Annotated in this window: 9 protein-coding genes; 3 read left to right on the top strand and 6 right to left on the bottom strand. The window is 42.1% G+C overall.

Annotated features, from left to right (window positions below; translation table 11 throughout):
* Window positions 1-100: 100 nt before the first annotated feature.
* From MHH63_RS27810 to MHH63_RS27800, 3 genes are all read right to left on the bottom strand, one after another.
* Window positions 101-997, bottom strand: a complete 897-nt coding sequence (locus tag MHH63_RS27810) for a carbohydrate ABC transporter permease (RefSeq protein WP_036675639.1) — start codon at window positions 995-997, stop codon at window positions 101-103.
* A gap of 53 nt (window positions 998-1050) precedes the next feature.
* Window positions 1051-1929 carry a carbohydrate ABC transporter permease gene (locus tag MHH63_RS27805; RefSeq protein ID WP_076138280.1) on the bottom strand — a complete coding sequence of 293 codons (879 nt, stop codon included), beginning with the start codon at window positions 1927-1929 and terminating at the stop codon, window positions 1051-1053.
* 79 nt (window positions 1930-2008) lie between these two features.
* Entirely contained in the window at window positions 2009-3253 is a 1245-nt protein-coding gene (locus tag MHH63_RS27800; RefSeq protein WP_036675642.1) for an extracellular solute-binding protein, read from the bottom strand.
* A 276-nt stretch (window positions 3254-3529) separates the two neighbouring features.
* Between MHH63_RS27800 and MHH63_RS27795 the strand changes: the two genes are divergently transcribed.
* The 3 genes from MHH63_RS27795 to MHH63_RS27785 all read left to right on the top strand — a co-directional run bounded on the left by MHH63_RS27795 (window position 3530) and on the right by MHH63_RS27785 (window position 10821).
* Window positions 3530-4435, top strand: coding sequence for an ArsR/SmtB family transcription factor (locus MHH63_RS27795; RefSeq protein ID WP_076126270.1), 906 nt, complete (start codon window positions 3530-3532; stop codon window positions 4433-4435).
* Window positions 4436-4915: 480 nt separating this feature from the next.
* On the top strand, window positions 4916-9715 hold the full coding sequence (locus MHH63_RS27790; protein ID WP_341172315.1) for a LamG-like jellyroll fold domain-containing protein: 4800 nt from the start codon (window positions 4916-4918) through the stop codon (window positions 9713-9715).
* 191 nt (window positions 9716-9906) lie between these two features.
* Window positions 9907-10821 (top strand): ArsR/SmtB family transcription factor, encoded by a 915-nt coding sequence (locus MHH63_RS27785; RefSeq protein ID WP_076100540.1) that lies wholly within the window; start codon window positions 9907-9909, stop codon window positions 10819-10821.
* 49 nt (window positions 10822-10870) lie between these two features.
* Here the strand turns inward: MHH63_RS27785 and MHH63_RS27780 are convergent, their stop codons facing one another.
* From MHH63_RS27780 to MHH63_RS27770, 3 genes are all read right to left on the bottom strand, one after another.
* On the bottom strand, window positions 10871-11152 hold the full coding sequence (locus MHH63_RS27780; protein WP_076100542.1) for a DUF6171 family protein: 282 nt from the start codon (window positions 11150-11152) through the stop codon (window positions 10871-10873).
* 12 nt (window positions 11153-11164) lie between these two features.
* Window positions 11165-12661, bottom strand: a complete 1497-nt coding sequence (locus MHH63_RS27775; RefSeq protein WP_076281117.1) for an alpha-N-arabinofuranosidase — start codon at window positions 12659-12661, stop codon at window positions 11165-11167.
* A 108-nt stretch (window positions 12662-12769) separates the two neighbouring features.
* The gene (locus MHH63_RS27770; protein WP_076184726.1) at window positions 12770-13477 is read right to left on the bottom strand and encodes a DUF421 domain-containing protein; all 708 of its coding nucleotides are present in this window, start codon (window positions 13475-13477) and stop codon (window positions 12770-12772) included.
* Window positions 13478-13567 lie beyond the last annotated feature (90 nt).

The following is a 13567-nucleotide window of genomic DNA, read 5'->3' as shown; positions in this document are numbered from 1 at the left end:
ACAACTCCTATATTTATCTCTTTTTTTATATTTGCAGGTCACCAAAACACACCCTTCCTTATAAGAAGTCAAGGTGTATTTAAGTTTAAATTCATTCGATCTAACCTTTGATACCCGAATTCAGGTTGATGGATTGAACAAAGTATTTTTGTGCAAAAACGAATAGCAGCAATGTTGGAATAATCGCCATGATTGCCGAGCCCATTAATTGTCCGATCATACGATAGTTTCCGTAGATATCTTGCAATAAGAGCAAACCAGCGGTAATTGGCATTTTGTCTACATCTGTGTACACAATAACCGGCCAGAGGAAGTCATTCCAAGATCCAGTAAAGGAGAACAATCCGCAAACAATCAATATTGGTTTAACTAACGGCAATATAATTTGCGCGAAAATTCTAAAGTCACTAGCACCATCAACTTTAGCCGATTCATCTAATTCTTTTGGGATACCGTTCATAAACTGTCTGACCAAGAAGATATTACCCATACCCGCAAGACCAGGGATAATCATAGCCCAGGAAGTATTCACCCAACCAAAGGAGTCAATGATTTTATAAGAAGGAATCAAGTTAACAACACCCGGGAAGAAGGAGATCCCCAGCAAAGTAAAGAACAATGTGTCTCTTCCTTTAAACTTAATACGGGTGTATCCAAAACCTGTAATCGAAATAACAATAACAACCAGAATGGTGTGAGATGTAGCAATAAACAATGAGTTACCTAACCAACGTAGAATTGGAGCTGTAGAGGTATTGTTTAGGATTGTAACGTAGTTCTCAAAGACCCACTCTTTAGGAAATAGTCTAAAGCCCGAGGATACTACTTCCGTTTGTGATCTAAATGAGGTGGAAATCCCGAATATAACAGGAATGATCCAAATCACACATAGGATACCTAGAAATATATAGGAAATATATTTTGAAATACTTACACTGGAGGAGCCTTTTATTTTGCCTGTTGTATTTACAACTGGATTTACTGCCTGGTTTGACATTTTAGTACACCTACCTTTTCCATTTCCTTGTTAGTCAATTAGTTTCTGCGAACCTATGAAGCATTTCGGTTCATTACAAAATATTGCAGCGCTGAGATCACCAAAATAACTAATCCCAGTAAAACTGCCATAGCTGATGCCATCCCGGCGATGGACTCACCGTTACCGAAAGCTAATTGACGAATATACATCATTAGAACGTGTGTACTTTGTCGAGGTCCGCCATCGGTCATCATTAACGGTTGGCCGAATACATTAAAGGCACCCGCAGTTGTCATAACAAAGGTATAAATTAATGGAAAACGAATAGATGGCAAGGTAATACTAGTGAATTTTTTAATAGAACCCGCACCATCGAGCTCAGCCGATTCATATAACTCTTGAGAAACGCCACTTAAGGAAGCACGATAGATAATCATGTTGCCCCCAATACCACCCCATAAAGTAATTACAATGATAATAATCCACGCATAGGGTTGATTTGCAGGCCAAGCAATTTGTGATCCAAATAGATTACCAGTGATCCCAAGTTGCTTATTAAAGATCAACAGCCAAATCAGTGCTGCCGCAGAAATTGAAATCAAGCCAGGAATATAAAGAATAGATTGAATTAAGCTCTTCATTTTAACTTTTTTATGTTCCAACGCCACCGCGACCATTAATGGAATAATAATCAGCAACGGAACAGACATAGCAACGAAAATCAATGTATTTTTTAGGCCTCTGAAAAATTGAGTATGAAAGGTTGAACTGTTGTCAAAAAGAATAGCCTTATAGTTATCAAAGCCTACCCATACCGGATCACTCATCAAATTCCATTTTGTAAATGAAGCATAAATCCCATAAATCGTTGGCAATAAAATGAAGACAGCAAACAAAATGACATGCGGACCTACAAAGAAAGCAGGTGCCCAATTGATTTTCTTTTTCATAGGAATTCATTTCTCCTTTTGCACAAAGTAATGCACCATAACATGGCACATTACTTCGTACAATCTATTCTATTTTGCTTTATTTTGCTGCACTGCTGCTTTCCGCAATTTTATCTTCAACAAATTTTTGCATCGTTGCCAAAGTCTCATCAATATCAACGTTGCCACGCACGATATCCGCACAGTAAGTATCTACAGCTTCCGCAATGTATGGGTAGTATTCATAGGTGTAAATGTATAGGGATTCGATTTCTTTTTCATCAGATGTAAAGAAGGATTGCATATAGTCTTTGTACTCAGGGCTTTGGTTAACTACGTTACTTGCTACGTTTTGTCCAGCTTTTGCCCATTCCATCGAATTCGTACGAACATATTCCAAGAAGTTAGCAATACCCACTTCTTTTTCGTCTGTTCTCTTATCATTTTTCAACATAGCGAACAAGTGAGAAGAAGATCTGTTGGTGAATTTATCAGGAGTAGGAGAATAAACATTGGTCACGCCAAAGTTCAAGCCTTCAACCCCAGCATGTGCTGTAGAACTCCAAGTTCCGTCTGTCGAGAAAAGTACATTTTGAGATTGGAACATCAAGTAACCGTCTTCACCAAACGGAGTCATCAGGCCAGCATCAGCGATCTTCTTAACATTTTCAAACGCTTGTTTAAATACAGGGGTATTAACAGCCGGTTTTCCATCGACTTGGATATCCCCGCCCAAATCTTGAATTTGAGCCAAGATAACCCAGCCCAGCAAGGCATCATTAACTACGTAATCGCCTTCATCCAATTTACCTTGTAAGGAAAGCATTTCATCAATAGTAACAACGTTATCATCCAAGAAGGATTCAGCGTTATATTTTTTCAGCAAATCTTTATTGTAATACATTACGTTACTATGAATATCAAGAGGAACTGTGTATTGAGTTCCATCGATATTACCAGTGTTCCAAGCTTGTGGTAAGTAATTTTCAGCTTTCAGTTCAGGTTGTGCTGGCAATACGGTATCTTGCATGGATTCTAGTACACCTTGTTTAACAAACCCAGGAACACGGTCAGCGTGGATAATTGCTAAATCAGGAACACCTTTGCTAGATGCCAAAACTGTAGAAATTTTTGTGTACATATCAGCCGTAATAACATGTTTTACTTTGATTTCGGGATTCGTTGCATTGTAGTTTTTAACAATTTGATCCATATAAGCACCGTCATCACCGGTCAGCGGTGTCCAGAACGTAATCGTCTTACTATCATCTTTACCACCGCATCCTGCCAAAACTGTCGATAATGTTAGAACCGTTGCTAATAAAACTCCAAATTTCTTTTTCATTACTCTCTCCCCCTGCAGCTGTAATGTTAAGATAACCATTCATGTTCACTTTCTTTGAAAACGATTAACTTGAGATTAGTATACATTCATTGTGAAAGCGTAGTCAATAACATTTAAATAAACTTAACAGAATTTTTTTTCGTTTAATTAACCTTTTGATTCATCTCTCGGAGATGAAAGCGATATTATATTTACTTCGGTTACCTTTCATGTTACTTTATATATAGATTAATAAACTTTACAGTATATGAAATAACTTTGAAAGAAGTGGGTAAAATGCAGTTGGAAATCGACAAATCCTCTCTTGTTGTTTACGAAGCTTTAGCGAGTGAAGTACGCATCAAAATTATTCAGTTGCTCTCCAAAAATAAGATGAACATCAAAGATTTGGCAGAAGAACTTAAAATAAGCAGTCCTATCGTTACCAAACACATTAAAAAACTAGAAGATGCAGGGCTCATAAAAACTGAAAAGGTGCCTGGTAAGTCAGGAATGCAAAAAATCTCAATCCTTAGGGTGGATCATATTGAGATTAACTTCCCGAAAAAAATCTTTCACTCCTTTGCCTCCTACGAGACATCAGTGCCGATTGGTCATTATACCGATTATGATCTGAAACCTACTTGCGGACTTGCTACGGATAAGGAGTTTATCGGCAGAGTAGACGAACCTAAGTATTTCATGGATTCTAAAAGAGTGGACGCAGAGATTCTCTGGTTCACGCAAGGTTATGTGCAATATAATATCGCTAATTTCCTAAAAAAAGAGGAAACCCTACAGCAATTTGAGATTAGCTTAGAGCTTTCTTCCGAATTCCCCTTTGCTAATGACGTATGGCCTTCAGACATCACCTTTTCTTTGAATGGCTTGGAATTAGGGACTTGGACGAGCCCCGGAGATTTCGCTGATGCTAGAGGTAAATTCACACCGGAATGGTGGCCACACAATATCAATCAATACGGATTGCTAAAAACGATTAGAATTACAAACCACAATGGAACTTATATTGACGGTGACCCGCTGTCTCAGGTTTCGATTGAGGATTTAGATACTAATTGTGATCGTTGGACCTTTCGGATCGAAGTGAAGGAAGATGCAAAACACGTAGGAGGAGCAACGATTTTCGGAAAAAAATTTGGAAACCATGATCAAGATATCATTTTCAAGTTGTACTATCTGTAAATTTTTCATTTATGATCTAAGCAAAACTGGTTTTTTTGCGGGGGTGAACAACTAATTAGCTATTCTTCTTTAGCTCCCCCCCACCTGTTATGCCCTATCCCCCCTCTTTATCTTGCTGATATATCCCGCCTAGTCATCCATTCACTGTATTTCACTCTTATCCACTTCAGCAGTAATCACCAGTAGTTAAATCATTTGCCTCTATTTTGAATTTATAATTTATAAAAATATAAAAAGATTCATAAATCATTAAATTTCTATTTGACTATTTGCTGATATCATGCTTAAAATGAGAGCATTATAAAACGTTTTCCGTGTTATGGTTTAGTAATACATAAATTAAAACCATTTTCATATTCGAAAGCGTTTTTTTAGTAGCTATTTATGTAAGCGTTTTACATTTTTTTCAGTAAAGAAGGGAGGAATTGGAAAAATACGCGTGTACAAGCTCTACATCACTAGAATCGGAGGAACATACATTTGAGAAAAACTACTGGTAAACTAACCGCTTCCCTGCTTGCCCTCACTCTATTAGTGCCTGCTCCATTAATTTCTGCTGCTTCTGCAAGCGATTCCAAAGCAGTCGCATTATCCACTCAGCAACAAACTGCCGATTATTCCGGCCACTGGGCACAAAAAGATTTTCAAACCTGGGTAGATAAGGGCTTGATTCTGGGTTACGGAAACGGAATATATAAGCCAAATCAAGAAATCAACCGTGCAGAGTGGGTTACTCTGGTTAATCGGGTCTTTAATTTGCAGGAAAAAGCCGATATAGGCTTCACGGATGTTTCCACGACAGGTGCTTATTACGGAGATATCCAAAAAGCAACCGCTGCAGGATATGTAACAGGATACAGCGATGGCACCTTCCGACCCGCACAGCAAGTAAGTCGGCAAGAAGCTGCAGTAATGTTATTTAGACTGTTCCAACTCAACTCATCTGTTGGCACTTCTGCACCAAAGGATGCTGCTGATTTGCCAGAATGGAGCCAAGAAGCAGTATTGTCTTTACTTGGTGAAGGTTATCTGCAAGGCTACACTGACGGCAGCTTTAAAGGAACTCAGGCTGTAACAAGAGCGGAAGCACTGCGCATGATTGAGAAGCTTGGCGGAGAAATCACGCCTAAGAGCGGAAGCTATTCGGGGATTAACACTCGGAATATGGTTATCAGCAGCCCAGGCGTAGAGTTGAAAAACTCCACAATCTCAGGGAATCTCTACCTTACCGAAGGTATTGCTGAGGGCGATGTCACACTGAATAATGTCACTGTTAAGGGAAAAGTATTCGTTTCTGGTGGCGGTGAGAACAGTGTCGTACTAAGCGACTCCAATGCTGCTGAAATGGTAGTAGATAAGCATAACGGCAAGCTGCGAGTCGTTACTAGAGGCACAAGTGCTGTACCAAACGTACGTGTACATTCCGGCGCAATACTAGAGGAAGATGCACTAACGGGGGCAGGTTTCAGCCGGGTTATTGTTGAGAATAAGCTGCCTAAGGATTCCATCCTCAAGCTGAAAGGAAGCTTTGATTCCGTTGAGCTTCAAGCGTTGGGAGAGCCTACACTCCATCTGACAGCAGGCAGTATTGCTGAAGTTACACTGAAGCAAAAAGCCAAGCTGCGTGTAGAAGCAGGTACAGAAATCAAGAATCTAATCCTTGGTTTCAACGATATCCTAACCATCCAAGGCACGGGTAAGGTTATCTTTGATAGCAAGTACAGTCAGTTAATCCATTTTGAAACACCAACTCCAACGGCTACGGCAACCACTGGTACCGGTGGATCTAACGGCGGTTCTGTTGCTACATCGGCTCCGGAAGTTACAGCTACTCCGGCCCCAACGGCTACACCAAATCCGACAGCTACACCAAATCCAACAGCTACACCAAATCCGACAGCTACTCCGGCCCCAACGGCTACACCTAGTCCGGGAGCAACTGCACCAGCACTCACCAATGTCTCGGTACATGATCCATCGGTGGTAGTGGATAATGGAACTTATTATGTATTTGGCTCCCATATCGATGCGGCCAAATCAGATGATCTGATGAACTGGACACAGTTCACTAATGGTTATGCAACACCGGGCAACGTGATTTTTGGTGATCTGTCCAAGAATCTGGCAGAATCCTTTAAATGGGCTGGCGAGAACGATTCGGACAGTAAAGGCGGATTCTCCATCTGGGCACCGGACGTATTCTGGAATAACGATTATAAGAACGCTGATGGAACAACTGGCGCTTATATGATGTATTACAGCGCTTCTTCTACTTATATCCGTTCGGCGATTGGCTACGCCACTTCGCAAAATATCGAAGGGCCTTATACTTATGGAAATACCGTAATTTATTCCGGTTTCACCAAGGAAGAGGCTTATGACAGTGACAGTAAAGTAAATAAGAAATGGGACAATACAAATATCAAGGACCTTATCGACAATGGAACGTTGGAAGGTGTCAATCCAGATTGGTTTAATGCAGGTGGTTTGTATCAAAACAAAACCTATACAAATGCAATTGACCCAACTATTTTCTACGACAAAGACAACAAGCTTTGGATGACTTATGGTTCATGGTCAGGTGGTATATTCATTCTGGAGATTGATCCAGCTACCGGAGAACCTAAATATCCAGGCAAAGATGGAAAGACCGCTGATGGACGTATTATCGACCGCTATTTCGGAACCCATATTTCTGGCGGAATGACCAAATCGGGTGAAGGTCCGTATATCGTTTACGACAAGGAGACTGGTTACTACTTCTTGTATGTAACTTACGGTGGACTTGACTCCAAAGGCGGTTACAGCATGCGGCAGTTCCGTTCAACAAATCCGGACGGCCCTTATACGGATGCAGCAGGACAGAATGCTGTTCTAACTACCGATGGTGACAACACACCATATGGTAATAAGCTATTAGGAAACTTCATGTTTACAAATCAAAATGCAGACCCGAATTTCCAAACGTATGGTTATGTGTCCTCAGGACATAACTCGGTACAATATGATGATGAAACGGGTAAAATATTTAACTTCTTCCACACTCGTTTCCCACTCCGTGGTGAAACCCATGAACTTCGTGTGCATCAAATGTTCACTAACGAAGATGGCTGGCCAGTAACTGCCGTACATCGTTACACGGGTGAAACTATTGGGGCTGTAGCACGGGATAATGTTGTCGGCTCTTATCAGTTCGTTAACCACGGCAAGGATGTTTCAGGCATTATCAAACCTACAGTAGATATCGAGCTAAAAAGTGACGGAACGATCGTTGGATCGTTAACCGGAACTTGGGAATTGAAGGATGAGTACTTCGCTCATTTGCTCATTAACGAAACGGAAAATGGAAGCACCGTACAACATCTCTACAAAGGTGTATTTGTGAAGCAATGGGATTCCTCACGCCAACAGCATGTTATGACGTTCACCGCAATGTCAGATCAAGGGATCACTATCTGGGGCAGCCAGATGGAATCGATGAGCGTTGAGCAGATTTTGAACAATATTGCTGCAGGCTTGAGTATTGGTGACACAAGAAAAATATACGATGACATCACCCTTCCTACGGAAGGCTTGCGCGGAGCAGAAATTTCATGGTCCTCTTCCAATGAGGCCGTAATTGGCAACAATGGTAAGGTTACTCGTCCTGAACTTGGACTTGGAAACGCTACAGTTGAACTGACTGCTACAATTAAGCTAGGCGAAGTCGCAGTAACTAAGACCTTCACCGCCGTTGTTATGGAAAAAAAGAGCACGCAACTGGAAGACGGCTTAGTAGCTGCCTTTGACTTTGATGGCGACCTTGCAGAAAATGGGGATCGCACAGCTGACGGCATAGTCACCGGAAATCTGATCAACAACACTGAGGATGGAGACATCACTTTTGAGGCTGGTAAAGACGGTCAGGCAGCCAAGTTTGATGGTAAATCCGGTGTTCGTCTACCTGACGGATTAATTCAAAGTAGCGCATATTCGGTAGGGATGTGGCTGAACCCATCCGAATTAAAAGCTTTTACTCCTGTATTCTTCGGTGCTAAAACCGAAACGAACTGGTTCAGTCTCCTGCCATATGGAAACGGTGGAGCAACCACCAGACTCTGGTTCGGTAGCGATACTTGGCTAGATGCTGATACAGGCTTACAAATTCCAGTTAACCAGTGGACGCATATTGCCTTCACTTACAATGCTGGAACAGTCAATATGTACGTAAATGGTATATTGAAATCCTCCGGAAAAGGATTCACAGATATTTTTGATACAGAAAACGGTGTATTTGCTCTTGGTGTGAACTACTGGGATGCACCATACAAAGGTTTGGTTGATAAGTTCCGCGTGTATGATAGAGCATTGTCTGCGGAAGCTGTTGGCTGGCTTGTAAACGGTGAGCCTGATACGAACATTAAAGTAAGTAATATTTCATTCAGTGAAGCTGTTAAATCAGTAGCTGTAGGAAATACTTTCACCCCTCAAGTAAGTGTGCTTCCAACCAATGCCGGAAACAAGGCGCTAACTTGGAGCTCTAGCGATTCCAGCGTAGTGGCTGTTGACGCAGCGAGCGGAATAGTAACAGCACTAACTGTCGGTGGCCAAGCTGTAATTACTGCAACAGCGACTGATGGAAGCGAAGTTTCAGCCAGCTACACAGTAAATGTAACTGATGGAAAAGTAGCTCATTATGCTTTTGATGGCGACCTGGACGACTCCTTCCAATTGAACGGAAAAGGCGAAGTTACAGGAGCAAAAGTAGATAGCCCAACTGTAGGCAATATCACATACGGTAACGGTGTCCTCGGTCAAGCTGCAATATTCAACGGTACCTCCGGTATCCGTTTGCCTGATGGATTAATTGACAGCAATACCTACACCGTATCTATGTGGCTAAATCCTGAACAACTTACAGATGCAACAACTACTTTCTTCGGCGCTGCCACTAAAAATAGCTGGATTAGCTTCGTTCCTCAGAACGGTGGCGGTAAAACGTTGTTATGGTCCGGAGAAGCTTGGTATGATGCTATTTCTGCCATGAAGATTCCAGTAAATACATGGACACATGTTGCGTTTACGGTCAGCAATGGTACCGTAAAAGTTTACCTCAACGGAGTAGAGCAGTTCTCTGGTGAGGGCTTCCCGAATGTCTTTAAGAACAAAAACGGCGTTTTCGCTCTAGGCGTCAACTATTGGGATGCACCATTTAAGGGTATGATTGATGAACTGAAGATTTACAGCAGAGCGCTCAAGTCAGATGAAGTACAGGCAGAGTATAGCTCGAACGTAGATTAAGCAAGATTTGATTTGAAAAGAGAGCGGAGCCACAGGCTCCGTTCTTTTTTAAAGTCCCATATTGTAAAAAAAGTATTTAACTAATATAATCATTAACTATACATCCGAAATAAACGTCGATTTTTATATTGTTATTAATAAATTTCTTAATCATCGGCGATTAGCCCATAAATTTTAATTGGAGGCCATTTATGAAACTTGACCTGTCGGAAGAATCCCTTCCCGTCTATGAAGCTTTAGCCAGCTCAGTACGCCTGCATATGTTGCGTTTGCTTGCCGAAAATCCTATGAATGTTAAGGAATTGGCCGCAGCAGTAAATTTGAGCAGCGCCATTATGACTATGCATGTGCGTAAGCTGGAAGCTGCCGGACTGATCCAGACGCATATGGCACCTGGTCGAAGTGGTCTGCAAAAGATCTGTACTCTAGCTGCTGAAGGAGCAGAAATCACCTTCCCAGGCAGACAGATCAATGAGCGCAAAAGTTATCGCAAGGAAATTCCGGTTGGACATTACTCCGACTTCCTGATCGAGCCAACCTGTGGTCTTGCAACTACTGAGAAAGTGATCGGCAGTTTTGATGATCCCCGCTATTTCTGGGATCTTGAGCGTATGAATGCGGGGATTCTTTGGTTCGGCAAAGGATTTATCGAATATAAAATCCCTAATTTCCTCCTCTCCAGCCAGCATCCTGAGGAACTGATTATAACCATGGAAATTGCTTCCGAAGCACCTTCCATTAATAATAATTGGCCTTCGGATATCACATTCACTCTGAACGGAGTGAAGCTTGGATTCTGGACAAGTCCCGGTGACTACGGGGATAGCCGTGGTAAATATACACCGGCCTGGTGGCCAGCACTCACGAACCAATACGGCTTGCTCAAGCAGCTGCGCATTACAGCAAAAGGTACATTTATGGATGGTTTGAAGCTCTCAGAAGTTACCCTTGATCAAGTGAATATCCGTGACAAACAGTGGTCTTTCAAGCTTTCCGTAGATGAAGATGCCGAGCATATTGGCGGGATTACTCTTTTTGGCAAAGGTTTTGGAAATTATAATGAAGATCTAATCGTTGAGTTGTTCTATACGGATAACCAAGAATAAAGCCGCATTCACCTCCCATTGGAGAGTCGAATGCGGCTCTTATTTTAGCTTAATTCTTTTCGATAAAGGGACCCCACAAGCCACCCCCCGGCAATGGACAACTACGTTCCTTAAGCTTGGCTACTACGGGGATGATGCAGCCGCAAGCGACGCAAGTTACCCCTTCGTGCAGCTTAGGGCAAGTCCCACAAAGGGCAACCCGTTCAGCGTAAACTTCATCTGGAACACAAAACTCTGGCTTAAACATGGAAGAAGACAAGATACGATTAATCTGCGTTGGCGTAACTTTATAATCCTCTCTGCATCCCTTGCATGTTGATGTTGTTGACATGGTAACACCACCTTAAGCCTTCGGCGTAATCTCCAGCACAGTTACTGACATTGGAGGCAGTTCAACATTAAGAAGATCGCCCTCCAGAGTGAAGGCAGTGAAGGCTTGCGGCACTACCGCCTCCGGTTGGCTGAAGGTATTGTGAGCATCAATTTTATCACCGGCAAGTGTTGTGCCTGTCACTTCAACCTTCTTCCCGGAAAGACCACGAAGCTCAAGTGGAACAGCAGCAGAAGCAGCATGGTTCAAGTTGCAAAGACTGACATGGATGATTCCAGAAGCAGTTACGGAAGCCGAAGCAGATACTTCAGGAATCTCACGGCCTTCAAAGCTGTAAGTGCCACTTTCCAGTGCTAAATCCAGCAACTCCGCATCCTGATGGACTTTAAACATATTGAATACATGATACGTTGGGGTCAGCACCATCTTTTCCCCTTCGGTCAATATAACTGCCTGAAGTACGTTAATCGTCTGCGCAATATTTGCCATCCGTACCCGGTCACTATGTTTATGGAAAATATTCAAGGTCACGCCTGCTACAAGAGCATCCCGAATTGAATTTTGTTGATACAGGAATCCTGGATTCGTCCCCGGCTCTACATCATACCAAGTTCCCCACTCATCTACGATAAGACCTACTCTTTTATCCGGATCATATTTATCCATAATAACGCCATGTCTGGTGATCAGCTCATCCATGCGAAGGGCTTTCTCTAATGTACTAAACCATTCACTCGTTTCAAAGCCTGTAGCTGCACCTTTATTCTCCCATGCTGGACCAGGAATTGTATAATAATGCAGGGTAATCGAGTCCATAAAGCGTGTTGCCTCACGCATCAGAACCTCCATCCAGTGATAATCATCCACGTTAGGACCACAAGCAATCCGGTGAATACGATTGTCCCCGTAATTTCGTACATACGTCTGATATTGGCGATAAAGATCTGCATAATATTCTGGACGCATATTCCCGCCGCAGCCCCAGTTCTCATTCCCCACGCCAAAATAAGTCACAGCCCAAGGCTCTTGATGACCATTCTGCTGGCGAAGCTCGGACATTGGAGATACGCCTCCAAAGGTTAAATACTCCACCCATTCGGACATCTCTTGAACGGTACCACTGCCCACATTACCGTTAATGTAAGGCTCACATTCCAGCATCTCACATAATTCCATGAATTCATGCGTACCAAAATGGTTGTTCTCAACCGTTCCGCCCCAGTGAGTGTTAATCATACGTACACGACCTTCACGGGCTCCGATACCATCTTTCCAGTGATATTCATCCGCGAAACAGCCGCCTGGCCAGCGTAGTACAGGAATTTTAATTTCCTTAAGCGCTTTCACGACATCATTACGAATACCGTTGGTGTTAGGAATAGTTGAATCTTCTCCAACCCAAATCCCTTCATAAATGCAACGGCCAAGATGCTCAGAAAAATGTCCGTAAATATTTCTGTTAATCGTCCCTTTGCGAATGTCAGTATTAAGGATCGCACGTTCTGCCATGGTTAAATACCGCCTCTCAACGTTTATATTTTTATTAACTAATTAATAATTATATAAACATTATAAGACGCTGTTTAGGTATCCGTCAATCTCCAATATGAACAAAAGCTATTCTTTATCAATAGGTTTCTTTATCCCGTCTTCATAATAGTCAAAAATGAGCTGCTGCTGCGTTCCTCTTACCCCGTAAAACACATCAGAAATTTGTTTTCCCTTACGTCTTAACTCGTTCTCCAGCCACTCTTGGGTCAGGCCATTATCCTTAAGATTATCTGCAAGCACTATTCCATCCATAATCAATTCAACGGGAAAGCTCTGAGGAACGGACAACAGCTTTAGATCTTTTCGGGTAACATATTGGTACTCTTGTTTCTTTAATACAGACACCATTCCGTTATCTTCCAGCACAGCGTATTCTACTACCTCTAGATTAAAAATTTCCTTTTCTCTCAAGGCCTGATCCAAAGAATCCAACGAATACCTTACCTTTTTCATATTTTGCTCAAGAATTTTCCCATCCTCAATAAGTACAGTGGGTGAACCTGAAATCCAGCTTCTCATTTTACGACTTTTTAAAGCGATGATAGATAGTAAAAAAGATGTAACGGTAACGACTATAAGCGCCAGGATCATGTAGGAAGAATGCAGCTGTTTATTAAACGCCAAGTTCGCGGCTATTGAGCCCAATATAATACCCGTCACGAAATCGTGGAAGGTCAAGTTAGATAACGTTTGTTTTCCCAATATTTTGGCGATCAGCAAAAGCATGATCATAGCAACAAAGGCCCTAAGCACAATGTCCATATACACCTGCATCTCTAATGCTCCCTTCCTATTCAATCCTCCATTATTCACAAACCGAGTAGAAATGAAACCTCAACGAAAGCTCTGCCCATCCAAACCTGC

The organism is Paenibacillus sp. FSL H3-0310, from assembly GCF_038002785.1.
In the GTDB taxonomy this organism is placed as follows: Bacteria; Bacillota; Bacilli; order Paenibacillales; family Paenibacillaceae; genus Paenibacillus_AQ; species Paenibacillus_AQ odorifer.
This window is presented reverse-complemented; position numbering and strand designations above follow the sequence as displayed.

Excerpts from the sequence above, each read along its gene's own strand:
- MHH63_RS27810 (WP_036675639.1), bottom strand. The coding sequence starts at position 997 with ATGTCAAACCAGGCAGTAAATCCAGTTGTAAATACAACAGGCAAAATA.
- MHH63_RS27805 (WP_076138280.1), bottom strand. The coding sequence starts at position 1,929 with ATGAAAAAGAAAATCAATTGGGCACCTGCTTTCTTTGTAGGTCCGCAT.
- MHH63_RS27800 (WP_036675642.1), bottom strand. The coding sequence starts at position 3,253 with ATGAAAAAGAAATTTGGAGTTTTATTAGCAACGGTTCTAACATTATCG.
- MHH63_RS27795 (WP_076126270.1), top strand. The coding sequence starts at position 3,530 with ATGCAGTTGGAAATCGACAAATCCTCTCTTGTTGTTTACGAAGCTTTA.
- MHH63_RS27785 (WP_076100540.1), top strand. The coding sequence starts at position 9,907 with ATGAAACTTGACCTGTCGGAAGAATCCCTTCCCGTCTATGAAGCTTTA.
- MHH63_RS27780 (WP_076100542.1), bottom strand. The coding sequence starts at position 11,152 with ATGTCAACAACATCAACATGCAAGGGATGCAGAGAGGATTATAAAGTT.
- MHH63_RS27775 (WP_076281117.1), bottom strand. The coding sequence starts at position 12,661 with ATGGCAGAACGTGCGATCCTTAATACTGACATTCGCAAAGGGACGATT.
- MHH63_RS27770 (WP_076184726.1), bottom strand. The coding sequence starts at position 13,477 with ATGCAGGTGTATATGGACATTGTGCTTAGGGCCTTTGTTGCTATGATC.